At 67.4% G+C, this 25394-nt stretch carries 23 protein-coding genes; 13 read left to right on the forward strand and 10 right to left on the reverse strand.

Features of this window, described 5'->3' with window-relative positions:
• Positions 1-63: 63 nt before the first annotated feature.
• Complete coding sequence (locus tag GGR04_RS09345) at positions 64-450, reverse strand: hypothetical protein (protein WP_183199587.1); 387 nt, start codon at positions 448-450, stop codon at positions 64-66.
• A gap of 290 nt (positions 451-740) precedes the next feature.
• Here GGR04_RS09345 and GGR04_RS09350 point away from each other — a divergent pair, with 290 nt between their 5' ends.
• Genes GGR04_RS09350 through GGR04_RS09365 form a run of 4 tightly spaced genes read left to right on the forward strand, consistent with a single transcriptional unit; the run spans position 741 to position 5567 of the window.
• The gene (locus GGR04_RS09350; protein ID WP_183199588.1) at positions 741-1889 is read left to right on the forward strand and encodes an acyl-CoA dehydrogenase family protein; all 1149 of its coding nucleotides are present in this window, start codon (positions 741-743) and stop codon (positions 1887-1889) included.
• Positions 1886-2959, forward strand: a complete 1074-nt coding sequence (locus GGR04_RS09355) for an enoyl-CoA hydratase/isomerase family protein (RefSeq protein WP_183199589.1) — start codon at positions 1886-1888, stop codon at positions 2957-2959. The genes GGR04_RS09350 and GGR04_RS09355 overlap by 4 nt, the downstream gene beginning before the upstream one ends.
• A complete protein-coding gene (mmsB, locus tag GGR04_RS09360; protein ID WP_183199590.1) occupies positions 2956-3873 on the forward strand; it encodes a 3-hydroxyisobutyrate dehydrogenase in 918 nt (305 codons plus the stop codon). The genes GGR04_RS09355 and mmsB overlap by 4 nt, the downstream gene beginning before the upstream one ends.
• Complete coding sequence (locus GGR04_RS09365; RefSeq protein ID WP_183199591.1) at positions 3870-5567, forward strand: AMP-binding protein; 1698 nt, start codon at positions 3870-3872, stop codon at positions 5565-5567. Before mmsB ends, GGR04_RS09365 begins: the two co-directional genes overlap by 4 nt.
• A 21-nt stretch (positions 5568-5588) precedes the next feature.
• Here the strand turns inward: GGR04_RS09365 and GGR04_RS09370 are convergent, their stop codons facing one another.
• The 5 genes from GGR04_RS09370 to GGR04_RS09390 all read right to left on the reverse strand — a co-directional run bounded on the left by GGR04_RS09370 (position 5589) and on the right by GGR04_RS09390 (position 10869).
• The gene (locus GGR04_RS09370) at positions 5589-5963 is read right to left on the reverse strand and encodes a response regulator (RefSeq protein ID WP_183199592.1); all 375 of its coding nucleotides are present in this window, start codon (positions 5961-5963) and stop codon (positions 5589-5591) included.
• Positions 5964-6126: 163 nt separating this feature from the next.
• Positions 6127-7131 carry a zinc-binding alcohol dehydrogenase family protein gene (locus GGR04_RS09375; RefSeq protein WP_183199593.1) on the reverse strand — a complete coding sequence of 335 codons (1005 nt, stop codon included), beginning with the start codon at positions 7129-7131 and terminating at the stop codon, positions 6127-6129.
• A 73-nt stretch (positions 7132-7204) separates the two neighbouring features.
• Positions 7205-8188, reverse strand: coding sequence for an ABC transporter permease (locus tag GGR04_RS09380; RefSeq protein WP_183199594.1), 984 nt, complete (start codon positions 8186-8188; stop codon positions 7205-7207).
• A gap of 46 nt (positions 8189-8234) precedes the next feature.
• Entirely contained in the window at positions 8235-9773 is a 1539-nt protein-coding gene (locus GGR04_RS09385) for a sugar ABC transporter ATP-binding protein (RefSeq protein ID WP_183199595.1), read from the reverse strand.
• A 112-nt stretch (positions 9774-9885) separates the two neighbouring features.
• Complete coding sequence (locus GGR04_RS09390; protein ID WP_376769850.1) at positions 9886-10869, reverse strand: ABC transporter substrate-binding protein; 984 nt, start codon at positions 10867-10869, stop codon at positions 9886-9888.
• Between the two features lie 492 nt (positions 10870-11361).
• Between GGR04_RS09390 and GGR04_RS09395 the strand changes: the two genes are divergently transcribed.
• Positions 11362-12276 carry a GntR family transcriptional regulator gene (locus GGR04_RS09395; protein ID WP_183199596.1) on the forward strand — a complete coding sequence of 305 codons (915 nt, stop codon included), beginning with the start codon at positions 11362-11364 and terminating at the stop codon, positions 12274-12276.
• Between the two features lie 3 nt (positions 12277-12279).
• On the opposite strand, the gene GGR04_RS09400 is transcribed toward GGR04_RS09395, so the two are convergent.
• The 3 genes from GGR04_RS09400 to GGR04_RS09410 are packed head-to-tail and all read right to left on the reverse strand — an operon-like array spanning position 12280 to position 14732.
• Positions 12280-13128, reverse strand: a complete 849-nt coding sequence (locus tag GGR04_RS09400) for a fumarylacetoacetate hydrolase family protein (protein ID WP_183199597.1) — start codon at positions 13126-13128, stop codon at positions 12280-12282.
• Between the two features lie 21 nt (positions 13129-13149).
• Positions 13150-13893: an SDR family oxidoreductase gene (locus GGR04_RS09405; RefSeq protein ID WP_183199598.1), complete on the reverse strand. Its 744-nt coding sequence runs from the start codon at positions 13891-13893 to the stop codon at positions 13150-13152.
• Between the two features lie 53 nt (positions 13894-13946).
• Entirely contained in the window at positions 13947-14732 is a 786-nt protein-coding gene (locus GGR04_RS09410; RefSeq protein WP_183199599.1) for an IclR family transcriptional regulator, read from the reverse strand.
• A 55-nt stretch (positions 14733-14787) separates the two neighbouring features.
• Between GGR04_RS09410 and GGR04_RS09415 the strand changes: the two genes are divergently transcribed.
• Positions 14788-16068 carry an L-fuconate dehydratase gene (locus tag GGR04_RS09415; RefSeq protein WP_183199600.1) on the forward strand — a complete coding sequence of 427 codons (1281 nt, stop codon included), beginning with the start codon at positions 14788-14790 and terminating at the stop codon, positions 16066-16068.
• 89 nt (positions 16069-16157) lie between these two features.
• Here the strand turns inward: GGR04_RS09415 and GGR04_RS09420 are convergent, their stop codons facing one another.
• A complete protein-coding gene (locus tag GGR04_RS09420) occupies positions 16158-17555 on the reverse strand; it encodes an MATE family efflux transporter (RefSeq protein WP_183199601.1) in 1398 nt (465 codons plus the stop codon).
• Between the two features lie 306 nt (positions 17556-17861).
• On the opposite strand from GGR04_RS09420, the gene araD1 reads away from it, so the two are divergent.
• The 7 genes from araD1 (at position 17862) to GGR04_RS09455 (ending at position 25349) form a co-directional block, all read left to right on the forward strand.
• Positions 17862-18854: an AraD1 family protein gene (gene araD1, locus GGR04_RS09425; protein WP_183199602.1), complete on the forward strand. Its 993-nt coding sequence runs from the start codon at positions 17862-17864 to the stop codon at positions 18852-18854.
• 11 nt (positions 18855-18865) lie between these two features.
• The gene (locus GGR04_RS09430; protein ID WP_183199603.1) at positions 18866-19792 is read left to right on the forward strand and encodes a Gfo/Idh/MocA family protein; all 927 of its coding nucleotides are present in this window, start codon (positions 18866-18868) and stop codon (positions 19790-19792) included.
• Positions 19793-19794: 2 nt separating this feature from the next.
• Positions 19795-20856: an aldose epimerase family protein gene (locus GGR04_RS09435; protein WP_183199604.1), complete on the forward strand. Its 1062-nt coding sequence runs from the start codon at positions 19795-19797 to the stop codon at positions 20854-20856.
• Between the two features lie 52 nt (positions 20857-20908).
• On the forward strand, positions 20909-22762 hold the full coding sequence (locus tag GGR04_RS09440) for an IlvD/Edd family dehydratase (protein WP_246393042.1): 1854 nt from the start codon (positions 20909-20911) through the stop codon (positions 22760-22762).
• A gap of 120 nt (positions 22763-22882) precedes the next feature.
• On the forward strand, positions 22883-23770 hold the full coding sequence (locus GGR04_RS09445) for an SMP-30/gluconolactonase/LRE family protein (RefSeq protein WP_183199605.1): 888 nt from the start codon (positions 22883-22885) through the stop codon (positions 23768-23770).
• Positions 23767-24708, forward strand: coding sequence for a 2-dehydro-3-deoxygalactonokinase (locus GGR04_RS09450; protein WP_183199606.1), 942 nt, complete (start codon positions 23767-23769; stop codon positions 24706-24708). The genes GGR04_RS09445 and GGR04_RS09450 overlap by 4 nt, the downstream gene beginning before the upstream one ends.
• Positions 24705-25349: a 2-dehydro-3-deoxy-6-phosphogalactonate aldolase gene (locus tag GGR04_RS09455; protein WP_183199607.1), complete on the forward strand. Its 645-nt coding sequence runs from the start codon at positions 24705-24707 to the stop codon at positions 25347-25349. The genes GGR04_RS09450 and GGR04_RS09455 overlap by 4 nt, the downstream gene beginning before the upstream one ends.
• Positions 25350-25394: the final 45 nt, after the last annotated feature.

Consider the following 25394-nt stretch of genomic DNA (forward strand, 5'->3'; position numbering starts at 1 on the left):
AGTTGCCAGCAAAAAAATAGGCGCCGCCAGAAGGCGACGCCCATCGTCATAGGATTGAGATCGTTACTTGGCAGGCGCGATGGCGGTCTCACCAGCCTTGGTGCCGGGAACGGGCGACTGCATGTTCGTCGGCACCTTCGCGGCGTCCGAATTCGTCACGACCGTGCTGGCGGCGGCTGCCGGCATGGTGCTGTCGATGCCCGAATTGTTGCCGGGGACCGGCACGGCGCTCGTGCTCTGACCATTCGTGACGCTCGGCGCGTCGGTGGTCGTAATGACAGTGCTGGCGGCTGCGGCCGGCATGGTGCTGTCGATCGACGAGTTGTTGCCGGGAACGGGAACGGTGGGGGTGGCTGCGCCGGTCGTCGCGGTTGGGGCGGTCTGCGCGAACGCGACCGACGAGACGAGGAGCGAAAGCGAAGCGGCGGCTGCCAGTGCGATGCGGGTCATGAGATACTCCTGAACGGTGAATGGCGTTGGCACATCCGCGAACCGTTCTACTCGTTTCGCAAGCTGTGATGCCTCTCAACACGCACATGAACGGGAAGTTCCGGTCGTGTGCCATCTTTCTTGATGAGTTTTACCGGACATCGCCGGATGGTGATCGCGACCCCTCTTCGAGACCAAGAAGGAGGCGGATCGTTCGCTGGCAACGGCGGCAAGTCCCCGATAGTCTGAATATCGAATCACATCGACCGACCGGCCGTAGAAGCTGGCGTGCGATGGCCGGGAGGAAACGGATGACGGCGTTCTCGCTGGCCGACGAGCAGGTGGCCATTCGCGACATGGCGCGTGACTTCGCGAATGAGCGCATCGCACCGTTCGCGCTCGAATGGGACCGCGAGTGCACCTTTCCGGTGGAGACCCTGCGCACGGCCGCCGGGCTCGGCATGGGCGGAATCTATGTCGGCGAGGCGTTCGGTGGGTCCGGCTTGTCGCGTCTCGACGCGGCATTGATCTTCGAGGCGCTGGCGACCGGCTGCCCGACGGTGGCCGCCTTCCTGTCGATCCACAACATGGCGACCTGGATGATCGACCGGTTCGGTTCGCCCGCCTTGCGGGAAACCTGGGTGCCGTCGCTCTGCCGGATGGACGCGATCGCAGCCTACGCGCTGACCGAACCGGGATCGGGTTCGGACGCCGCGGCCCTGACCACGAGGGCGGTGCGCGAGGGCGAGGACTACCGGATCGACGGCGCCAAGCAGTTCATCTCCGGCGCGGGCGTGGCGCACGCCTACGTGGCGATGGTGCGCACCGGCGAGGCCGGCCCACGTGGTATCTCCACCGTGCTCGTTCCGGCCGACGCCCCCGGCCTGTCGTTCGGCAAGGTGGAGCGCAAGATGGGCTGGAACGCCCAGCCGACCCGCGCTGTGATCTTCGACGGATGCCGCGTGCCCGTCGCCAACCGTCTGGGCGCCGAAGGCGAGGGCTTCCGCATCGCCATGAGCGGTCTCGACGGCGGGCGGCTCAACATCGCCGCCTGCTCGCTCGGCGGCGCCACGGACGCGTTGGAGCGCAGCTTGCTGTACCTGCGCGAACGGCGGGCATTCGGCCAGCCGCTCGACAGCTACCAGGCCCTGCAGTTCCGCGTCGCCGACATGGCGACCGAACTGGAGGTGGCCCGCTCCATTCTCTGGCGCGCCGCCGCTTCGCTCGACGCCGGCGAGGCGCAGGCGACCATGCTCTGCGCCATGGCCAAGCGCTTCGTCACCGATGCCGGCTTCGCGGTGGCCAACGAGGCGCTGCAACTGCATGGCGGCTATGGCTACCTGCACGACACCGGGATCGAGAAGATCGTCAGGGATCTCCGTGTGCATCAGATCCTGGAGGGAACCAACGAGATCATGCGCGTCATCGTCGCCCGCCGGCTTTTGGAGAACCGGCTATGACGACGTCGCCGGACATGCCGGCGTCCGTTTCGGTGTCGCGAACCGGCCATGCTCTTCATGTCGAGCTGCGCCGCCCGCAGGCGCTGAACGCGCTGAACCTCGAGATGATCGAGGCGCTCGATCGCGCCTTCAGTCTCGCCGAGAACGATTCGTCCATCGCCTTGGTCATTCTCGCCGGCGCGGGCGAACGGGCCTTCTGCGCCGGCGGCGACATTCGCGCCATCGCGCAGGGGCTGGCGTCGGGCGAGGAGATCGCCGAACCCTTCTGGCGAGCCGAATACGACCTTCTTCGACGCATCGAGGCATTCGCCAAGCCCGTCGTGGTGCTGATGGACGCCATCGTGATGGGGGGCGGCGTCGGCCTCGCCATGCATGCCTCGCACCGCGTCGTCACCGAGCGGACGCGCCTCGCCATGCCTGAGACCGGCATCGGCTTTCTCCCGGACGTCGGCGCGACCTGGCGTCTGCCGCAGGCGCCCGACCGGATCGGCGATTGGTTGGCGTTGACCGGCGAGACGGTGAACGCCGACGATGCGATCCTTGCCGGACTGGCCGATGCGATGGTGTCGGCCGATCGCCTCTCTGCTCTTCGCACTGCGCTCTCGGAGCTGCCGCTCGGCGTCGGCAGCGCAGAGGTCGGGGCGGCGATCGTGAGCGAGGCTTTGCCCGCGCCGGCCGGACGGCTGCGAGACGCGCGCGCCCTCATCGCCGCGGCGTTCGCCGACGGATCGCTCGAGACGATCATGGAGCGGCTGCGTGCCGACGATCGCCCCTTCGCGCGCGAGACGCTGGCGACGCTCGCGACGCGCTCGCCGGCCAGCCTTTATGTCACGCGCCACCTGCTGGAGCGAGGCGCTCGCTCGCCCGACCTCGCGGCCTGCCTCGAGCGCGAGCTGGCGTCGGCGCTGCGCATTCACCGCGAGGCCGACTTTCGCGAGGGCGTGCGCGCCGCGCTGATCGACAAGGACCGCGATCCCCGCTGGGCACCGTGGACGCCGGAAAGGGCGGCCGACTGGGACGCCTTCCTCGACGATTTCGACCGCCGACACGCAGAAGGACAGGACGCATGAGCGACACGGCACGGGTGGCCTTCGTCGGCCTCGGCAACATGGGAGCGCCGATGATCGGCCACCTCGTTCGCGCCGGGTGGGACGTTCGTGGCTTCGATCTCTCGCCGGCAGCCTGCGAGGCGGCCCGCGCCGGCGGCGTCGACGTCGCAAGCTCGCTGGCCGAGGCGCTCGACGGCGCGGGCACGCTCGTCACCATGCTGCCGGCCGGTCGGCACGTCTTGGCAGTGTTCGAGGAGGCGGCATCGCTTCTGCCCGCGGGCGCGCTGCATCTCGACTGTTCCACCATCGACATCGCCAGCGCTCGGCTGCTTCACGAGCGGGCCGCCGCGTGCGACCTTCTGTCGGTCGATGCGCCGGTCTCCGGCGGCACGGGCGGTGCCGCGGCCGCGACGCTCACCTTCATGCTCGGCGGCACCGAGGCTGCGGTGTCGCAGGCGATGCCGCTGTTGGAGCGCATGGGGCGGCGTATCGTCCCCTGCGGCGCCGGCGGCTCGGGGCAGGCGGCCAAGATCTGCAACAACATGCTCTTGGGCATCTCGATGATCGGCGTCTGCGAGGCCTTCGTGCTCGCCGAGAAGCTCGGGCTTTCGCATCAGGCATTGTTCGACGTCGCGTCCACCTCGTCCGGCCAGTGCTGGTCGCTCAGCACCTACTGCCCGGTTCCCGGGCCGGTGCCGACCTCGCCCGCCAACAACGACTACCGGCCGGGCTTCGCGTCGGCACTGATGACGAAGGACCTGACGCTCGCGCAGGAAGCGGCGCGCGACGCGGGCGCCGAGACGCCTCTCGGGCGAGCGGCGCTGGATCTTTACGCGGCGCTTGTCGAAGCCGGAGAAGGTGGGCGCGACTTCTCGGCCATGGTGGAATTCCTGCGGGCTCGGTCGGCGCCCGAAACGCAAGGGACGGCGCGATGAACGACTTCCGAACCGCCCGCGACTTCCTGCTGGCGCACCGCACGGATTACGAAGCCGCCCGTGCGGGCTTCCGTTGGCCCGATCCGGTTGCTTTCAACTGGGCGCTCGATTGGTTCGACGCCCATCTCGCGCGCGACCCCGAGACCCGCGATCAGGCAGCCCTTCGCATCGTCGATCCACAAGGCTGCACCGACTCTTACTACAGCTTCGCCGATCTCTCCGAGCGGTCCAGCCGCACCGCGAACCATCTGCGATCGCTGGGGCTCGTGCGCGGCGACCGCCTCCTGCTGCTTCTCGGCAACGAGGTGGCCCTGTGGGAGACGATGCTCGGTGCCTTCAAGTTGGGCGTCGTGGTCATTCCCGCAACGGTTCTTCTGACCCCGGAGGAGCTACGCGATCGCATCGAGCGCGGCGCGGTACGCGCAGTCGTCACCGACGCGTCGCAGGCACCCAAGCTCGACGCAGCGGGGTTCGAGGGCATCCGCATCCTCTGCGGTGCCGCGCCGCTCGCCGGCTGGGCGCGGCTCGCCGATCGCGACGGCTGCGACAGCCGTTTCGAGCCGGACGGGCCGACCGGACCCGACGACCCGCTGCTCCTCTATTTCACGTCCGGCACCACCGCCAAGCCCAAGCTCGTGCTCCACACGCACCGCTCCTATCCGGTGGGCTCGCTCTCCACGATGTACTGGCTGGGTCTTCGCCCCGGCGACCGGCATCTCAACGTGTCGTCGCCGGGCTGGGCCAAGCACGCCTGGAGTTCGTTCTTCGCACCCTGGAATGCGTGCGCTACGGTGGTGATCGTCAACCAGCCCCGCTTCGACGCCCGAGCCCTTCTCGGCCAGCTCTCGGTGCTGGAGATCACGACGCTCTGTGCTCCGCCCACCGTCTGGCGTCATCTCGTGCAGGAGGATCTCGACGCCGTTCCGCAGACGCTGCGCGAGGTCTGCGGGGCCGGCGAGCCGCTGAACCCGGAGGTGATCGAGCGCGTGCGCGACGCCTGGGGCCTGACGATCCGCGACGGCTACGGCCAGACCGAGACCACGGCACAGATCGCCAACACGCCGGGTTCGGCCGGCATTCCCGGCTCGATGGGTCGACCGCTACCGGGATACGAGATCGAACTGCTGGATGCCGACGGCCGGCCGGCGCCCGAGGGCGAGGTCTGCCTGCGTCTGACGGGTGAGCGGCCCGCCGGCCTGATGGCGGGCTACCTACGCGACGGCGGCGTTCTCGCCGGCGCCGATGGCGACTACTACCACACCGGCGACGTCGCTTTTCGAGACGCCGCCGGCAGCGTCACCTTCGTCGGTCGTGCCGACGACGTCTTCAAGTCGTCGGACTACCGGATCAGCCCGTTCGAGCTGGAAAGCGTTCTCGTGGAGCATGAAGCGGTGCGGGAGGCGGCGGTGGTACCACTGCCGGATGCCTTGCGCCTCGCAGTGCCCCGCGCCTTCGTGGCCCTAGCGGCCGATCGCGTCGCCGATCTCGCGACGGCTCGGTCCATCTTCGAGCACGCAGCGCAGCGACTGGCGCCGTTCAAGCGTATCCGCGACATCGTCTTCGTCACCGAGCTGCCAAAGACCGTATCCGGAAAGATCCGACGAGTGGAACTGCGAAAGCAGGATGGGGGACGGCTACCGGGCGACGGCACCGTCCTCGCGCACTTCACCGAGAAGGACGTCGCCCCGGCATGAGGCCGGCGGTGATTTCGATCTTCAGTTGCGTTCGATGACGTCGCGCAGGTTGGCGGCGAGGCGCTGGCCGTCGCAGGGCTTGTTGCAAACGACGACGCCAGGGTAGCGGCGCATGAGATCGGACTTCTCGCCTTGGCCGGTATGGAAGAGGAACGGGACCGATCGGTCGCGGAGAAGGTCGGCGACGGGATAGGACGGTTCGCCATGCAGATTGAGGTCGAGGACGGCCGCGTCGAAGCCCCCTCGCTCCGCGATCCCCTTCGCCTGCGACAGCGTGCTGACGCAGGTCACGTCGGCGCCGTATTCCTCCAACTCGGTCTCGAGGTCGAGCGCGACCAGAAATTCGTCCTCGACGACGAGAACCTTCTTTCCGGCCAGTCCCTTGCCATTCACCATGCGATGGGATCCTCGAGTTACGCAATACCGACGATGGAACGCATGGCACGGCGAAAGGGTGCCATCGCCGTTGCATTCTTTCCACCGATCATCCTCGCAGAACAACCTTGTCGAAGCCCGAACGCGATCAAGTCCCGTTGAGGAGAGATAGTTCGCTCGCCGATCAGAGATCGATGATGGCCTTGACCAGCCCTGCCTTGTCATGCGCCCAGCGTTCGATCCCGGCCGGGGCTTCGTCCAGTGTGGCGCTGTGGGTCGCGAGGCGGTCAGTTCGCACGTCGCCGTTGCGGATCGCCGAGACGACGGTCTCGAAATCCTCGCGCAGTGCGTTTCGGCTGGCGATGAGTTGCATTTCACGTTTGTGGAACTCGGGGTCGGCGAAGCTGATCGCGTCCTTCACCACGCTCACGAGCACGTAGACGCCGCCATGGGCGACATCGACGATGCCGTCCTGGATCGAGGCGCCGTTGCCTGTGGCGTCGAACACTACGTCGAACCCGTCGCCCGCCGTGACGTCGGCGACCGAGCGGTTGCGCTCCGGTCCGGCTTTCAGATGCGACGGGAAGCCGAGCGCATCCGCCATGAAGGCGAGACGCTCGTCGCTCGTGTCCATCATCGTCACGTCGAGCCCGGCCAGCCGGGCGAAGATCGCGACGCCGATCCCGATCGGGCCGGCGCCGACCACGAGGGCCGAGCCGGCGGTGCGGCCGGAACGGCGCACGGCATGGGCGCCGATGGCGAGGAACTCGACCATCGCGGCGTCGCGCAGCGAGATCCCATCGGCCGGAAACAGATTGCCCTCGGGCACGTGGATTCGGTCGCACAGACCGCCGTCACGATGGACGCCGAGCACCTCGATCGCCATGCAGCAATTGGGCTTGCCCTTGAGGCAGGCGGCGCATCGCCCGCAGGCGAGGTAGGGATTGACGATGACCGGTGTGCCGGCGGCGATCGATGCACCCGCCGTCACGGTAACGCCCGACAGTTCGTGCCCGATCACGCGAGGATAGGCGAGGAACGGGTGCTTGCCCTCGAAGATATGATAGTCGGTGCCGCAGATTCCGACATGGCGGATATCGACGGCGACCCAGCCTTCCGCCGGCGGCGCGAGGTCGGGCCGCGTCGTCAGTTCGAGATGGCCGGGGGCGGTGCAGACGACGGCTCTCATGCGAATTCCCTTGGACAAGCGATGAAGACCGGCCGCTCGGGCCGGCCTTCGGAGGGTCGGGCCGATCTGGCCGCTACTGACGGCGGCGACGCAACTGGTCGAAATAGACGATCACGATGATCAGCCCGCCGGTGATGATGCGCTGCCAGAACGAGTTGACGTTCAAGAGGTTGGCGCCGTTGTTGATGGTGGCGAGGATGAACGCTCCGATCAGCGGGCCGTGGATCGACCCGACGGCGCCGAAGAGGCTGGTTCCGCCGATGACCGAGGAGGCGATGGCCTGGAGTTCCCAGCCCTCGGCCTGCGTGGCGTTGCCGACGCCGATGCGCGCGGCGAGGAGCACGCCCACGAAGGCGGCGCAGATCGCCGACAACGAGTAGGCGAGATAGATCATTTTCGGCACGTTGACGCCGGAAAGGCGAGCCGCCTCCGCGTTGGAGCCGACGGCGAAGAGGTAGCGGCCCCAGCGGCTCATATGGAGGAAGACGAAGGCCGGCACGGCGACGAGGATCACCATCCAGAACAGGTTGGGGATGCCGAGAAAGCTGTTGCGCGAGAACTCGTTGAAGGCCTGATTGGTGATCGAGATCGTCGAGCCGTTGGTGATGACGAGGCCGATGCCGCGCAGCGCCGTCAGCGTCGCCAGCGTGATGATGAAGGGCGGTAGCCCCATCCGCACGATGCCGAAGCCGTGGAACATGCCGATGGCGAGGCCCATCACCAGCGTCAGAATCACCGAGGCCCACACCGGGAAGCCGGCCTGCAGCAGGTAGGCGATGACGGTGGTGGAGAAGCCGACCACAGCGCCGACCGAAAGGTCGATGCCGGAGGTGATGATGACGAAGGTCTGTCCGATCGCCAGGATCGCGATCATCGAGCCCTGCCGCAGCAGGTTCGTCACGTTGTTGCCGGTGGCGAAGGTCGGCGTCGCGAAGGCGAGGAAGACCCACAACGCCACGAGAAGCCCGAGAAGGGTCAAGGCGAAGAGGAAACCGAAGTTTCGCCTCGGCCGAACGGCCTTGGCGAGCGTGTCGGCGTTGTTGCTCTCGATGGTCATGGATCGCCTCGGTGCGTTGGCGCGACGAAGAAAACGGGCGGACGGCTCAAACGCCGATGGCCTGCGCGAGGATGTCCTCGTGGGTGGCTTGGTGGAAACCGCTCGAGCCGACGAGGCGGCCGCTGCGGAAGACGTGCAGCGTGTCGGAGAGCTCGTAGACCTCCGGCAGGTAGGACGAGATCAGCAGGATGCCGGCGCCGTTCTTCAGGAGCTTGGCGAAGAGACGGTAGATCTCGGCCTTGGTGCCGACGTCGACGCCGACGGTCGGCTCGTCGAAGATGAACAGCTCGGCGCCGTGGTTCAGCCACTTGCCGATCACGATCTTCTGCTGGTTGCCGCCGGACATGGAGGAGGCGAGCGAGCGACGGCTCGGCGTCTTGATCTGCAGGTCCTTGATCTGGCGGTCGGCATGCTCGGCCTCCTCGCGGCGGCTGAGCGTGATGCCCTTCGTCAGCCGGTCGTAGATCGGCAGATTGAGGTTGAGGCCGATCGGCAGGTTGAGCGCGAGGCCTTGGTCGCGACGGCTCTCGGGTGCCAGCGCGATGCCGAGGTCGATGGCCTGGCGCTCGCTGGAAACGTCGATCGGGGCACCCTTCCAGCGCATCTCGCCGCCGGTCTTGGGGTTGCGGCCGAACAGGCTGAGGGCGAATTCCGAGCGTCCGGCGCCGATCAGCCCGTAGAGGCCCACGATCTCGCCGGCGCGCACAGTGAGCGAGACGTCCTCGAACCCCTTGCCCGAAAGGTTGCGCGTCTCGATCAGCGGCTTGCCGATCGGGATCTCTTCCTTGTGGTAGATCTGGTCGAGCGAACGATTGATCATCAACGACACGAGTTCGGCGTCGTCGGTCTCGCCGATCAGCCGCGTGCCGACATGCGTTCCGTCGCGCAGCACGGACACCCGGTCGGCGAGTTCGAAGATCTCCTCCATCCGGTGGCTGATGTAGACGATCGTCACTCCCTCGGCCTTCAGGCGGCGGATGAGCGCGAAGAGCTGTGCGGCCTCCGAGCGCGTGAGATAGGCGGTGGGTTCGTCGAAGATGATGAAGCGGGTGCCGCGAAGGGAGGCGCGCGCCGTGGCGACGAGCTGCTGCTGGCCGATCGTGAGGGAGCCAAGCTCGGCCTCCGCCGGGAGCTGGAAGCCCATGTCGTCGAGGATGCGCTGGGCCGCGCGGTTCATCTCGCGCTTCTGAAGCAGGCCGTAGCGCGCGGTCTCGTCGCCGAGGAAGATGTTGGCGGCGACGCTGAGGTGGCGGCAAAGCACGACCTCCTGATGCACCGCGTTGATGCCGTGGTCGATCGCCTCCTGCGGCGTGGCGAGCGCGACGGGCTTGCCCTGCCACACGATCTCGCCGCCGGAGCGTCGGATCACGCCGGTCAACAGCTTGATGAGAGTCGACTTGCCCGCGCCGTTCTCGCCAACGATCGCGTGAACTTCGCCGGCGAGGAAGGTGACGGTCGAGGGCTTAAGGGCGAGCACCGGACCGTAGCTCTTCTCCAGCCCTCGCAGTTCGAGGATCGGCTGGCCCGCCTGCGGCAGGGGATCGTCGGTCGGGTGAATCACGGCATCGAGAGACGGGGAGGCCACGGCGGAATCCTTCGCGCAAACCCTCGGGCCGGACCCGCAAACTGCGCTTCCGGACCGAGGTTTCGAGATCGACGGTCGCGGCGGCGAGGTGCTGCCGCGACGCTGCGGGAGACTACTTCACCTTGGGGTTGAGAAGTTCCTGCGAGCGGGCCTCGGTCATGTTGGCCGTCGTGATCAGGTTGGCGCCGGTGTCGACGTTCTTGGCCACCGTCTCCTTCTTGGAGGCGGCGAGCGCCGTCTTGATGCCGTCGTAGCCCATCCGGTAGGGGTCCTGCACCACGAGGGCGGAAATGACGCCGTCCTTGAGGAAGCCGACGAGGCGATCGTCGCTGTCGAAGCCGATCAGGGCGACCTTGTCCTTCGCGCCGTTCTCGGCGATGGCCTGGCCTGCGCCCTGCGCCATGATCAGGTTCGACGCGAAGATGCCGACGAGATTGGGGTTGGCGGTGAGAAGGTCGGTGGTGATGTTCAGGCCGGTCGCGGCCTGGCCGTCGGCGTAGCGGTCGGCGACGAGCTTGAGGCCGGGATACTTGGCGAGTTGCTCGACGAATCCCTTCTTGCGCTCTTCCAACGACCCGGCGTTCGGCGCGTTTGTAATGAGCGCGACCTCGCCTTCTTCCTTGCCGGTCTTGGCCTTGATCGCCGCGGCGAGACCATCGGCCGCGATGCGTCCGCCCTGCACGTTGTCGGTGGTGAGGAACGAGGTGAAGGCGTCCGATTCGGCAGACGAATCGATGCCGATGATCGGCACGGACTTTGCGGCCTCGGTGATCGGCGCGCCGAGCGCCGAGCGCTCGGTCGGCGCGATGACGACGGCGGCAGGGCTGCCGGCGACGGCGTTCTCGAGGATCGAGATCTGGCCGTTGATGTCGGTTTCGGCCTGCGCGCCGAGCTCGGGCACCTGGACGTTGAGATCCTTGCCAGCCTGACGGGCGCCGGCGAGCACGATCTGCCAGTAGAAGGACGTGGTGTCCTTGACGATGATCGGGATGGTCGTCGTCTGCGCCATCGCGGGAAGCGACGGGAACGCGAATGAGCCGGCGGCGAGGGCGATGCCCGCGAGCATGAGGCGGCGTGTGGTGGAAAGGCTATGCATCGGGGGTCCTCCCGTCGTTGACGACAGACCGGTTGATCCGGTTTCTTCTGGATTTGATACAGAGCACGCTAGCCAATCCTGCGTCGGGTTGCAACAGTGAAGATTAAATACGATGGAATGTCTATTCGATTTCGAAATTTTCAGAACGCGGCCGCCGAATTTCGCCGATTTTTAGCGGGAATCTTCCTGTCCTATCGCCGCAAATCCGAGCCTTGGCGATGGCCGCACTCTTCGTCGGCGTGATCAACCAACGGAGATTAACAGTCGATTTCGGAACGCTGCGCTTACGAAGGCTGGCGGCGCAGCGGGTCCCGACGGTAGCCTTGTCCCAGACTTCTGGTTCCCTCGTTCGCTGGCCATGACGAAATGATTCCGCCTACCTAGGCAGAGATGCCAGTTCGCGCTGCCGTCGGCCGTCTCTCATCGACAAGAAACAAAGTTTGTCGGTACAAGGGGCATGTCCACGGCCGTGCCGAGACGGACGGAGAAGCGATGTCCAAGCCCAGAACCCTGTTCAAGGATGCGTTCAACCGGGCGCTGGATCTGCTCGCGCAGGAGAAGGCGCTGCCCTCGGAGAGCGAACTGGCGACGCGGCTCGACGTCAGCCGCACCACCGTGCGCGCGGTGCTGGGACGCATGCAGGACATCGGCCTCATCCGGTGGGAGAACCGGACCAAACTCGTTCTGCGCATGCCAGGCGCGTCGGACGCCTATCCGCCCGACGAGACGGACAGTCTCGACGCCATCATCGAGCGCGGCTTCATGCGCCGCATTCTCGCAGGCGGCGCCGAACCCGGCGACATGATCGGCGAGGCCGATCTCGCACGCGATCTCGGCGTCGGCGTTTCGGCCGTCCGCGAGTTCCTCATCCGCTTTTCCCGCTTCGGACTCATCGAGAAGCGACGCAACAGCCAATGGGTGCTCAAGGGCTTCACGCGCGACTTCGCCCTCGAACTGAACGACGTGCGGGAGATGTTCGAACTGCGCTCGGTGCAGCGGTTCGTGGAACTCGGCGCCGCCCATCCCGCCTGGGAGGCGCTCGATGCGATCGAGGCCGAGCATCACGCGATGCTGGCGGCCATCGACCGGCGCTACACGACCTTCTCGGAACTCGACGAGCGGTTTCATCGGCTCATCCACCAGGCGTCCGCCAACCGCTTCGTGATCGATTTCTACGACGTCATCGCAATGATCTTCCACTACCACTACCAGTGGAACAAGACCGGCGAGAGGGAGCGCAACCGCGCGGCCCTGGAAGAGCATCTCCGCTATATCGCGGCGCTGCGCTCGCGCGACGCGATGGAGGCGGAGTTCTACTGCCGCCGCCACCTGCGCTCGGCGCGCGAGACGTTGCTTCAGTCGATCCCCGGCGGAGCGGCGGATGCCGCCGACCCGCCGGCCACGTGAACCTCAGCGCGCGGCGCTGACGCTCTGGGTCTGCTCGCCGAGGCCCTCGATGCCGAGGCGGACCTCCTGGCCTGGCCGCAGGTAGACCGCCTCCGGCTTCATGCCCATGCCGACGCCGGGCGGCGTTCCCGTCGAGATGACGTCGCCGGGCTGCAGGCTCATGAACTGCGACAGATACGAGACCACATGCGCGACGCCGAAGATCATCGTCTTCGAGGACCCGTCCTGGCGCATCACGCCGTCGACCGACAGCCACATCTTCAGGTTCTGCGGGTTCGGCACCTCGTCGCGCGTCACCAGCCAGGGGCCGATCGGGCCGAAGCTGTCGGCCGACTTGCCCTTCGTCCACTGGCCTCCGCGCTCGGTCTGGAAGGCGCGCTCCGAGAGGTCGTTGATGACGCAATAGCCAGCGACGTGGTTCAGCGCGTCGGCCTCCTCGACATAGCGGGCCTCGGTGCCGATCACGACGCCGAGCTCGACCTCCCAGTCGGTCTTCTCGGAGTTGCGGGGAATGACGATGCCGTCGTTCGGGCCGGTGAGGGCGCTCGTCGCCTTCATGAAGATGATCGGCTCGGCCGGGATCGCCGCTCCCGTCTCGGCCGCGTGGTCGGCATAGTTGAGGCCGATGCAGATGAACTTGCCGACGCGCCCGACGCACTGGCCGATGCGGGTGGCTGCGGGAACGCTCGGCAGACCATCGACGTCGATGGCGGCGATCTTCGCGAGGCCCGCATCCGTCAGCCAGTCGCTGGCGAGGTCGTCGACATGGCCGGACAGGTCGCGGATCGTTCCGTCCGCCGCCAGGATGCCCGGCTTTTCGTGGTTCTTCTCGCCCCAGCGCAGAAGCTTCATGAACTCGTTCCCCTCAAGAGATCAGATGTTGGTCCAGCCGCCGTCGATGGCGATGGCCTGGCCGGTGACGAAGCCCGATTCGCGCGAGGCGAGATAGACGGCGAGCGCGGCGATCTCCTCGGCATTGCCGAGCCGGCCCATCGGCTGGCGGGCGGCGAAGGCGAGGCGGGCGGCGTCGAGATCGCCGGTGGCGCGCATGCGGTCTTCCAGCGACGGGCTCTCCACCGTGCCGGGGCAGATCGCGTTGACGCGAATGCCCCGCCCGACGAAATCGGCCGCCACCGACTTGGTGAGCCCGATCACGGCGGCCTTCGAGGCGCCGTAGACGAAGCGGTTGGGCGCGGCGATGAGCGAGGAGGCGACCGAGGCGATGTTGACGATCGACGCGCCGCCGGCCTCGATCATGCCGGGCAGGAAGGCGCGGACCATCCGGTACATCGATTTCACGTTGAGATCGAAGGAGAAGTCGAACGCCGCCTCGTCGCATTCGAGGATCGTGCCGGCATGCACGAAGCCGGCGCAGTTGAAGAGAATGTCGGTGCGACCCGCCTCGGCGACGAAGGCCGCGATCGCGGCGGCGTCGCGCACGTCGAGCACGCGCGTGTTGATGCCCGCGGCGCCGTCGAACTCGGCGAGCTTGGCCTCGTTGATATCGCAGGCGATCACCTCGGCACCCTCGGCGGCGAACGCCAGAGCCGTCGCTCGTCCGATGCCTTGTGCCGCCGCGGTGACCACCGCGCGTTGTCCGTCCAGGCGTCCTGCCATGCTCGTCCTCCCAGCTGAGTTCATCAGCGAACTCCGGTTTCATACGGATCGCGTCAGTCGAATTCAATCGTCTCGGCGATCTGGCGTGCGGCGGCCGCGACGTGATCGGCCAGCGCGTCCGGCTCGGTCGGCGACTGGCGCATGCGGATGTGCGGCGAGGTGAGGGCGGCGACCGCGCCGTTTTCGCCCGCGCTCAGGATCGGCACCGACACGTCGGTCACGCTCTCGGCAATGCGGGAGGCCCGAACCACACGCCCGGCGGCGCGGAACCCGTCGAGATCGGCCGCCAGCGTCTCGAGGTCGCGCAGCGGCTCTTCCGCGGCGATGGCGACGAGGATGCGCGAGCGCCGGCGCGGGTTCATGAAGGCAAGGAGGCAGTGGCCGGAGCCGGTCAGGGCGAGGGGTTGCCGGTAGCCGATGCGCACCGAGAAGCCGATATGCGAGACGCTTTCGACCCGGGCGATCACCACCATCTGCGTCTCGCTCGCCACCGCCAGATGGCAGGAATAGCCGGTGCTCTCGGCAAAGCCGCGCATCACCGGCAGGGCCGCTTCGACGAGGCCGCGATGACGAGGCCGGTTGAGGCCGAGGCGGAAGAGCTTGTCGGCGATCACGAAGCGGTCGGCATCCTCGCGCTCGATGTAGCCCCGGGCCTCCAACACCGCGACCATGCGGAAGATCTCGCTACGCGTGCGACCGAGGGCGTCGGCGAGGTCGCCGAGCGAGAGCGGGCGCCGCTCGTCGGACAGGCGTTCGAGAATGTCGAGGCCCTTCTCCAACGCCGGCGCCGCGTAGCGCCCGGCCGCGCCGTCTGAGGAAGGGGGACCGCGTTCGCTCATTGACAGGGTCTCGTGTCCATGATTTCTCGTTTCATATATGAACAGGATCGCCGCCATGTCCACCACCATTCAGTCGTTCCGCACCCATGACATCCGCTTCGCGACCTCGCAGAAGCTCGACGGATCGGATGCGATGAACCCGGACCCGGATTACTCCGCGGCCTATGTCGTGCTGGAGACCGGCGACGACGCGTTGGCCGGCCATGGGTTGGCCTTCACGATCGGGCGCGGCAACGACCTCGTGACGCAGGCGATCGCCACCGCGGCCGAGCGCGTGGTAGGCCGCCGGATCGAGGACATCGCCGCCGACATGGGGGGCTTCTGGCGCGAGATGACCGGCGACTCGCAGCTGCGCTGGCTCGGGCCCGACAAGGGCGTGATGCACATGGCGATCGGCGCCGTCGTCAATGCGGTGTGGGATCTCTGGGCCAAGACCGCGGGCAAACCGGTCTGGCAGCTCGTCGCGGACATGACCCCGGACGAGATCTTGGCGCTCCTCGATTTCCGCTACCTGACGAACGCGCTGACGAAGGCGGAGGCGCGCGAGATCCTCGTGCGCGCGGCCGAGGGCAAGGCCGAGCGGCGCGGAATCCTCGAGGCGAAGGGCTACCCGACCTACACGACCTCCGCCGGCTGGCTCGGCTATCCCGACGAAAAGGTGCGCCGCCTCTGCCAGGACGGCATTGCCGAGGGCTGGACCCATTTCAAGCTGAAGGTCGGGCGCGACCTCGAAGACGACATCCGCCGCTGCCGCATCGTGCGCGAGGAGATCGGCCCGGACCGCACGCTGATGATCGACGCCAACCAGGTCTGGGAGGTGGGCGAGGCCATTCCGTGGGTCAACCGTCTTGCCGAGTTCAAGCCCTGGTTCATCGAGGAGCCGACCTCACCGGACGACATTCTCGGCCATAAGGCGATCCGCGAGGGCGTGCATCCCGTGAAGGTCGCGACGGGCGAGATGTGCCAGAACCGCATCCTCTTCAAGCAGTTCCTCCAAGCCGACGCGATCGACGTCGTGCAGATCGACTCGGCGCGGGTCGGCGGTCTCAACGAGAACCTCGCGATCATGCTGATGGCCGCGAAATACGGCAAGCCGGTCTGTCCCCATGCCGGCGGCGTCGGCCTGTGCGAATACGTCCAGCACCTGTCGATGATCGACTATCTTGTGATTTCCGGCACGATGGAGGGACGGGTAGCCGAGTATGTCGATCACCTGCACGAGCATTTCGTCGATCCCTGTGACGTGCGCGGCGGGCGCTACATGCCGCCGCGCGCGCCCGGCTTCTCGATCGCGATGAAGCAGGCCTCGATCGAGGCGCATACGTTTCGCGGTTGAAGGGAGACGGGGCGTCCGGGGCGCCTGCCGGTGGACGTCGGGTTGGGCTCGACATCCCGACCCGGCCGATCCGTCCGCGCCAGCGAAACTCACGCGTCGATGACCGTCCGTCCGTGGGTCTCCTTGACGAAGAAGCGGCCTGTCATCAGCACGGCGGCGACGCCGAGGCCGATGGCGAGGCCCCACCAGACGCCGGCCCCGCCCCATTCGAAGACGAAGGCGAGCGTGTAGGCGACGGGCATGCCGACCGCCCAGTAGGACAGGACGGCGAAGATCATCGGGGTGCGCGTGTCCTTCAACCCCCGCAAAATGCCGCTCGACGTGACCTGGATGGAATCGACGATCTGAAAGGCCGCGGCGATGGCCAGAAGCGGCACCGCGGCCTGGAGAACGCGTTCGGCGTCGGGTGCGCGCAGGTCGAGATAGAGCGAGATCAGCGGAACGGGGATCGTCCAGAACAGGAGGGCGGCCCCGGTGGAGATCGCGGTGGCGACGACGAGCGCGGTTCGCGCGGCGCGGCCGACGCCCAGCCGGTCGTCGCGGCCATAAGCGGTGCCGACCCGAACGGTCGCAGCGCTGGCAAGGCCGAGCGGCACCATGAAGGACACGGAGGCGATCTGCAGGGCAATGCCATGGGCGGCGAGTTCCACCGTGCCGATCCAGCCCATCATGACGGAGGCGGCGGTGAACAGCCCGACTTCGGCGAGAATCGTCGCGCCGATCGGCCAGCCGAGGCGGACCACTTCGAGGAAGGCGCTCCAGTCCGGACGCCAGAACCGCACGTAGATATCGTAGCGCTGGAGCGCACCGTCGCGCAGCGTGAAGGCGACGAGCAACGCGACCGTCAGGATCGCGGTCGAGACGGAGGCGATGCCCGATCCCGCGAGACCGAGCGCCGGCGCGCCGAAATGGCCGAACACCAGCACGTAGTTGAGGCCGGCATTCGCCAGCGCGCCGAGCACGGTGATGACGAGAACGGCGCGTGGGCGCTCGAGCGCGCTGAGATAGGACCGCAAGACGAAGGTCGAGAGATACGGCAGCATCGACCATTGCAGGACGCGGGCGTAGTCGCCGGCCATCGCGGAGACGCCGGGGTCCTGGCGCAGCGCCACGAGGATCGCCTCGGTGAACCAGAGCGGGATCATCGTGATCGCGGCATAGGCGCAGACGACCCACAGCCCCATGCGTACCGAGCGGCGTACGCCGCGAATGTCGGCCCGCCCATTGGCGCTGGCCGCCATCGGCATCACGGCATAGGCAAAGCCCGAGCCGAACATCCAGAACAGGTAGAAGGTCTGCGTCGCCAGAACCGCCGCCGCGAGTTCGACCGTGCCGAGCTGCCCGACGATCACCGTATTCGTGACGTTGATCGAGACCTGCGCGAGCTGCGCGCCGACGAGCGGCAGACCGAGGAGGATCATCGCCTTGGCATGGCCGGCCCAGGAGAGCGGGATCGAGCGGGCGTGCGGGGCGGCGAGCGTGGTCATGTCGCCTCCTCCGGCGATGATGGTTCGGGTCTGTCGAATGCGGTGACGGGTAGTGAGAGCATGCCGACTTGTCCAGCCGATGACGGCTTGCAAACTGCGTCCGGCTCGGCGAGGCGCGATCAGGATCGTGCTGCGCTGCGGTGTCGAGAAGGGGTGTGACAAGCGGCCCGTCCGATTGACAAGATCGGAGCCGTTCGAAATAAAGCAGACAATTGACCGGCACTTTGGAGTCGTTCGAGAAGGGGGCGATGCTCCCGCCGCGCGACGCGGTTCCGCCCTCCCGTCAGGCACGAGTTCGGACATCCCATGGCACTTCGGCTTCTTCAGGTGAAAGACCGCGACGGCACGCTACAGGTCGTCGCGAGCGACGATCACGGCGCGGCTCACGTGCTGCCCGGCGTCGCCTCGACCTATGATCTCGCGATGTCGGCGATCGCCGCAGGGCACTCGCTGGCCGACGCCGTGGCGAAGGCGGGACGCGGCGAAGCGGTCGATCTCGACGCGGCGCTGGCGGAGGGCCGGATCGGTCTGCCGATCCACCACGCCGACCCCGCGCATTTCGTGGTGGCGGGCACGGGGTTGACCCATCTCGGCTCCGCCGACGGGCGCGACAAGATGCACAAGGCGCAGGCCGGCGAGCACGTCACCGACTCGATGAAGATGTTCCAGATGGGCGTCGAAGGCGGCAAGCCGGAGAACGGCGAGGCCGGCGTGCAGCCCGAATGGTTCTACAAGGGCGACGGCTCCTGCCTCGTCGGCCCCGGCGAGGCGCTGACCTCGCCTGCCTTCGCGCTCGACGGCGGCGAGGAGCCCGAGCTTGCGGGTGTCTATCTGATCGGCCCCGATGGCACGCCCTTCCGGCTCGGCTACTGCCTGTCGAACGAGTTCTCCGACCACGTGACGGAGCGGGGCAACTATCTCTGGCTCGCCCATTCCAAGCTGCGTCAGGCCTCGCTCGGGCCGGAGCTTCTCGTCGGCGAACTCCCGGCGAGCGTCGAGGGCACATCGAAGATTTCGCGCGGCGGTGAGACGATCTTCGACAAGCCCTTCCTGTCGGGCGAGGCGAACATGAGCCATTCCATCGCCAATCTCGAGCACCACCATTTCAAGTACGAGCTCTTCCGCCGCCCGGGAGACCTGCATGTCCACTTCTTCGGCACGGCGACGCTGTCGGTCTCGCACGGCGTGACGACGCAGAATGGCGATCGCTTCGAGATCGAGGCGCGGCCCTTCCGCCTGCCGCTCGTCAACACGCTGGCGACGGCCGAGGCCGCGCCCGTTGCCGTGCGCGCGCTCTGAGAGAGAACGGCATGACCCTTCGTCTCGCCATTGTCGGTCTCGGGAAGATCGCTCGCGACCAGCACGTGCCCTCCATCGCCAAGACCGAGGGTGTGGAGCTGACGTCGATCGCCAGCCGCAACGCCTCGATCGACGGCATGTCGCATTTCCCCGATATCGAGACGCTGCTCGCGTCCGACGAGGCGGTGGACGCGGTGGCGCTCTGCACGCCGCCGCAGGGCCGGCATGCCCAGGCCGTCGCTGCGCTCCAGGCCGGCAAGCACGTGCTGCTGGAGAAGCCGCCGGGCGCTACGGTCAGCGAGATGGGTCCGCTGGTTGCACTGGCGCAGGAGAAGGGCGTCACGCTCTTTGCGACGTGGCACTCGCGTTTTGCGCCCGCGGTCGAGCCGGCACGGGCCTTTCTGGCAGATACCGACATCCACTCCGTCCACGTCGAGTGGAAGGAGGACGTGCGCAAGTGGCATCCGGGTCAGGCCTGGATCTGGGAGCCGGGGGGCCTTGGCGTGTTCGATCCCGGCATCAACGCGCTGTCGATCGTGACCGCCATTCTGCCACGGCCGATGTTCCTGCGTCGCTCCGATCTGCAATTCCCGGAGAACCGGGCGGCGCCGATCGCAGCCGATCTCGAATTCACGGATGCCACGGGTCTGGCCGTGCGCGCCGAGTTCGACTGGCGCGAGACCGGCGGCGAGACCTGGAGCGTCCATGTCGAGACGGCGAAGGGCAAGCTGACGCTGAGCGAGGGTGGCAAGAAGCTGGCGCTGGACGGGCAGCCGATGGTGAACGAGCCTGATGCCGAATACGCCGGCATCTACCGCCGGTTCGTCGAGCTGACGAAGACGGGCGCCATCGACGTCGACCTGTCGCCGCTCCAGCATGTGGCGGACGCCTTCCTGCTCGGCCGCCGCCACGTTGTCGACGCCTTCGTGGAGGCGTGAGCATGAACACCGCGGTCACGCGACAGGCTTTCGGACGGCTCACGGATGGCCGCGAGGTCGAAATCGTGAGCCTACGGTCGGCGTCCGGGTTTGAGGCGCGCGTCATCAGCTACGGCGCGGTGTTGCAGGCGCTGCACGTCGCGGATCGGGACGGGCAGGTGGCCGACGTCGTGCTCGGCCATGACGATCTCGCCGGCTACCTCGCATCGCGCGACTTCTTCGGCGCCACGATCGGGCGCTATGCCAACCGCATCGCCGGCGGGCGTTTCGATCTCGATGGGCAGACGGTCGAGATCGAACCGAACGACGGTCCGAACGCGCTACATGGCGGGGCGGACGGCTTCGACCGCCAGCTTTGGACGATTGCCGAGACCGGCACTGATTTCGTGCGGCTGGAGCGGACGAGCGCGGACGGCGAGGGCGGTTTCCCCGGCGAATTATCGGTTTCCGTGACCTATCGTCTCGCTGGCGAGGCAGCCTTGGAGATCGCGTTCGAGGCACGCACGACGCGCCCGACCGTGGTGAACCTGACGAACCACAGCTTCTTCAATCTCGGTGGCGTTGCGGACGTTCGCGACGTCCTCTCCCACCGCATCACGCTGGTGGCCGAGACCTACCTGCCGATCGACGCCGTTTCGATCCCGGAGGGCCGGCCCGCACCCGTCGCCGGTACGCCCTTCGACTTCCGTTCCGCCCGCCCGATCGGCGAGCGCATCCGCGAGGGTTACGAGCAGATCCGCCGTGGACGGGGGTACGATCACAACTGGTGCGTCGACGGGACGTCCGGCGGCGAGCCGCGTCTCGCGGCACGGGTCGAGGATCCCGCGAGCGGGCGTGTGCTCGAACTCCTGACCGACCAGCCGGGCGTTCAGTTCTATTCCGGCAACTTCCTCGACGGCACGGTGTCCGGCAAGGGCGGCCAGTCCTACCGGATGGGCGACGCCTTCTGCCTGGAGCCGCAAGGCTACCCCGACACGCCGAACCGGCCGGATTTCCCGACCGCCCGTCTCGACCCCGGCGGCGTCTATCGCCACCATTCGATCTTTCGCTTTTCCACCATCTGAGATCCACCGCCTCGCCCGCTTCGGGCTCGAGGCCGAACGAGGAGAGACGACCATGGGCAACGACCTGACGAAAGTCGCGGGCGACCTGACGAGCCCGAAGGGCAATCGCGGCCACGGACGCGCGGCGACGACGCTGCGCTCGCGCGCCTGGTTCGACAATCCCGACAATGCCGACATGACCGCGCTCTATCTCGAGCGCTACATGAACTTCGGTTTGAGCCAGGAAGAGCTGCAGTCCGGCCGCCCGATCATCGGCATCGCGCAGACCGGCTCCGACCTCTCGCCTTGCAACCGCCACCACATGGAACTCGCGACCCGCGTGCGCGAGGGCATCCGCGAGGCCGGCGGCATTGCGATCGAATTTCCGGTGCATCCGATCCAGGAGACCGGCAAACGCCCGACTGCGGGCCTCGACCGCAACCTCGCCTATCTCGGCCTCGTCGAGATCCTCTACGGCTATCCGCTCGACGGCGTGGTGCTGACGATCGGCTGCGACAAGACGACCCCCGCCTGCCTGATGGCGGCGGCGACCGTGAACATTCCGGCGATCGCGCTCTCGGTCGGCCCGATGCTGAACGGCTGGTTCCGCGGCGAGCGTACGGGATCGGGCACCATCGTCTGGAAGGCCCGTGAGCTGATGGCCAAGGGCGAGATCGACTATGCCGGCTTCGTCAAGCTGGTCGCGTCGTCGGCGCCCTCCACCGGCTATTGCAACACGATGGGCACGGCGACGACGATGAACTCGCTGGCCGAGGCGTTGGGCATGCAGTTGCCCGGCTCGGCGGCGATCCCCGCGCCCTACCGCGACCGGCAGGAAGTGTCGTACCGCACGGGTCTCCGCATCGTCGAGATGGTCAACGAAGACCTGAAGCCCTCGGACATCCTGACGAAGGACGCCTTCGTCAACGCCATCCGCGTCAACTCCGCGATCGGTGGCTCGACCAACGCGCCCATCCACCTCAACGCGCTCGCCCGCCACATCGGCGTCGAGCTGACGGTGGACGACTGGCAGACCTACGGCGAGGAGATCCCGCTGCTGGTGAACCTGCAGCCTGCCGGCGAGTATCTCGGCGAGGACTACTATCATGCCGGCGGCGTACCCGCGGTGGTCAACCAGCTGATGGAGCAGGGGCTGATCAACGAGGACGCGATGACCGTCAACGGTCGCACCATCGGTGACAATTGCCGCGGCGCGAAGATCGAGGACGATAAGGTCATCCGCACCTACGACAACCCCCTGAAGGACCGGGCCGGCTTCCTCGTCCTGCGCGGCAACCTGTTCTCCTCGGCGATCATGAAGACCTCGGTGATCTCGCCCGAGTTCCGCGAGCGCTACCTCGTGAACCCGGCCGACCTCAATGCCTTCGAGGGCAACGCCGTCGTGTTCGACGGACCGGAGGACTACCACCACCGCATCGACGATCCGGCGCTGGCGATCGACGAGCACACGATCCTCTTCATGCGCGGCGCCGGCCCGATCGGCTATCCCGGAGCGGCCGAGGTCGTGAACATGCGGGCGCCCGACTACCTCATCAAGCGCGGCGTCACCTCGCTCGCCTGCATCGGCGACGGTCGCCAGTCCGGCACGTCGGGTTCGCCCTCGATCCTCAACGCCTCGCCCGAGGCGGCCGCCGGCGGCAACCTTGCCGTGCTGAAGACGGGTGACCGGGTGCGTATCGATCTCGGACGCGGCACCGCCGACATCCTCATCTCCGACGAGGAGCTGAACGAACGTCGCGCGGCGTTGAAGAGCGAGGGCGGCTACAAGTATCCCGAGCACCAGACGCCGTGGCAGGAAATCCAGCGCACGCTCGTCGGCCAGATGGAAACCGGCGCGGTGCTCGAGAACGCCGTGCAGTATCAGCGGCTGGCGCAGACCAAGGGCGTGCCGCGCGACAATCACTGAGCCGCGACCAACCGGGCCGGCCTCGCGCCGGCCCTTTTCAACATGGGCACGATCTGGCATCTCGATGGCCGGACGACACGCGACGCGTGCGCCCATCGCGCTGCTGGGAGAGCATAGCCTATGGACGACGTCCGCATCCGCGTCCTGTCGGAGCACCGCTGCCATCTGGGCGAAGGTCCGACCTACGACGCTCGCACGGACACGGCCTGGTGGTTCGACATTCTGGAGAGGAAACTCTTCGAAGCCGTCGTCTCCACGGGCGAGACGAAGATCCACGATCTGCCGATGATGGCGAGCGAACTCGCGATCATCGACGACGCCCGTCAGCTCGTGGCGACCGCCGACGGCCTCTACGTGCGCGACGTCGCCTCCGGCCGCATGGAGCTTCACACGCGCCTCGAGGACGACAACGGCACGACGCGCTCGAACGACGGGCGGGTGCACCCCAGCGGCTCGCTGTGGATCGGCACGATGGGGCGCCAGGCCGAGGAGGGCGCAGGCTCGATCTACTGGTTCCGCGAGGGCGAGTTGCGACGCCTCTATTCGCGCATCACCATTCCCAACGCGATCTCCTTCTCGCCGGATGGCGGCACCGGCTACTTCGCCGACACGCATGAGGGCATCCTCTACCGGGTTCCGCTCGATCCGCTCACCGGCCTGCCGACCGGCGAGCCGACGGCGCTCGTCGATCATCGGGGCGGCGTGGGCGGCCTTGACGGGGCCGTCGTGGACGCCGAGGGCCGGATCTGGAACGCGCGCTGGGGCGCGGGTTGCGTCGACGTCTATTCGCCCGAAGGAGATCGCCTGCGAACGATTCCCGTGCCGGCCACGCGCCCGACCTGCCCGATCTTCGTCGGGCCGAAGCTCGACCGCATCCTCGTGACATCCGCCACCGAAGGCATGAGCGAAGCGGAGCGAAGCGCCGATCCGCAGGGCGGGATGACGTTCCTCGTCGATCTGCCGGTTCGGGGCCAGCCCGAGGCGCGCGTGAAGGCTTTTGCCTCGTGAGCCGCGAACCGGCCTATGCGGCGATCGACTGGGGCACGACCTCCTTCCGGGCCTGGGCCTGCGCGGCGGACGGCACCGTTCTCGGCGAGCGTCGCGCCGCCGACGGGTTGATCTCGGCCGCCGATCGCGGCTTCGAGACCGTGCTCGAAGGCCATCTCTCGGCCCTCGGCCTCGGCTCCTCCGCGCCGGTGGTCATGTGCGGCATGGTGGGCTCGCGCACCGGCTGGGTCGAGGCCGCCTATCTCGATACGCCGATCGGGCTGGACGGACTGGCCGCGCAGGCGACGCCCGTGCCGGCTTCGGCGCGCCCGGTCTTCATCCTGCCAGGCCTTGCACAGCGCAGCCCGGTGGAGCCCGACGTCATGCGCGGCGAGGAGACGCAACTGCTGGGCGTCGTCGCCGACGGGCTGCGCACCGGCTTCGTCTGTATGCCCGGCACGCATTCCAAATGGGTGCGGCTCGAGGACGGGACGATCGAATCGTTCTCAACCTTCATGACAGGGGAACTGTTCCAGCATCTGCGCACCCATTCGATCCTGCGGCAGGCGGTGGAGACGGCGACGGCGGTGGATGCCACGCTGCCCGCCTTCACCGAGGCCGTCCGCCACGTTCTCGAGGAGCCGGCGCTGGCGACGAACCGGCTCTTCCAGATCCGGGCCGGCTGGCTGTTGGCCGGGCGTTCTGCGGGGGATCAGCTGGCGCGCTTGTCCGGGACGCTCATCGGACTGGAGATCGCGGGTGCACAGGCGCGTTACGGCGATCTGACAGGCGCCGCGCTGCTCGCTTCGGGGCCGATCGCCGCGCTCTACGATGCCGCTTTCGCGGTGGCCGGGTTCGGGACCTTCCGGCCACTCGACGCCGACCGCTGCGTGCGCCATGGCTTGCACGCCGCCGCTTGCACCCTGTTCTCGCTCGCCTCGACGGAAACGCCCGCATGAGCTTCACCGCAACCGTTCCCTGGCCGACGCTGAAGCGCTCGCTCGTTGCGATCCTGCGGGGCATCGGCCCGGACGAGATCGAGCCCGCCGTGGCGACGCTGATGGAAGCGGGGTTCGAGGCGATCGAGATTCCGCTGAACTCGCCCGACGCCTTTCGATCGATCGCACTCGCCGCCCGGCTCGGTTCGGCCGATCATTTCATCGGTGCCGGCACCGTTCTCGACGTCGAGAGCGTCGATCGGCTTGCGGAGGCTGGTGGCCGGCTTCTCGTTTCACCCAATGTCGATGCGCAGGTGCTGCGCCGAGCCGGCGAGCACGGCATGGTGACGATGCCAGGCGTCTTCACGCCGACGGAGGCCTTCGCGGCGCTCGCGGCGGGCGCCTCCGCGCTCAAGTTCTTTCCCGCCATCGTGCTCGGTCCCGCCGGCGTTTCGGCGATCAAGGCCGTGCTGCCGAAGGACCGGGAGATCGGCGTCGTTGGAGGCGTGTCCGAGCGCGATTTCGAAGCCTTTTCGAAAGTCGGGGTTCGAACCTTCGGCCTCGGTTCGTCGCTCTACAAGCCGGGCATGACCGCCGGCGACATTCGCGAGCGTGCCGACGCCGCGGTCTTGCTCTACGACCGGATTTTCGATTTAGGATAAATCAGATCGCCGCAAGAATCCGTTTGTGGGTCCTCCGGCGATAGG

Origin of the sequence: Aureimonas pseudogalii, assembly GCF_014196835.1 — a bacterium.
GTDB lineage: Bacteria > Pseudomonadota > Alphaproteobacteria > Rhizobiales > Rhizobiaceae > Aureimonas > Aureimonas pseudogalii.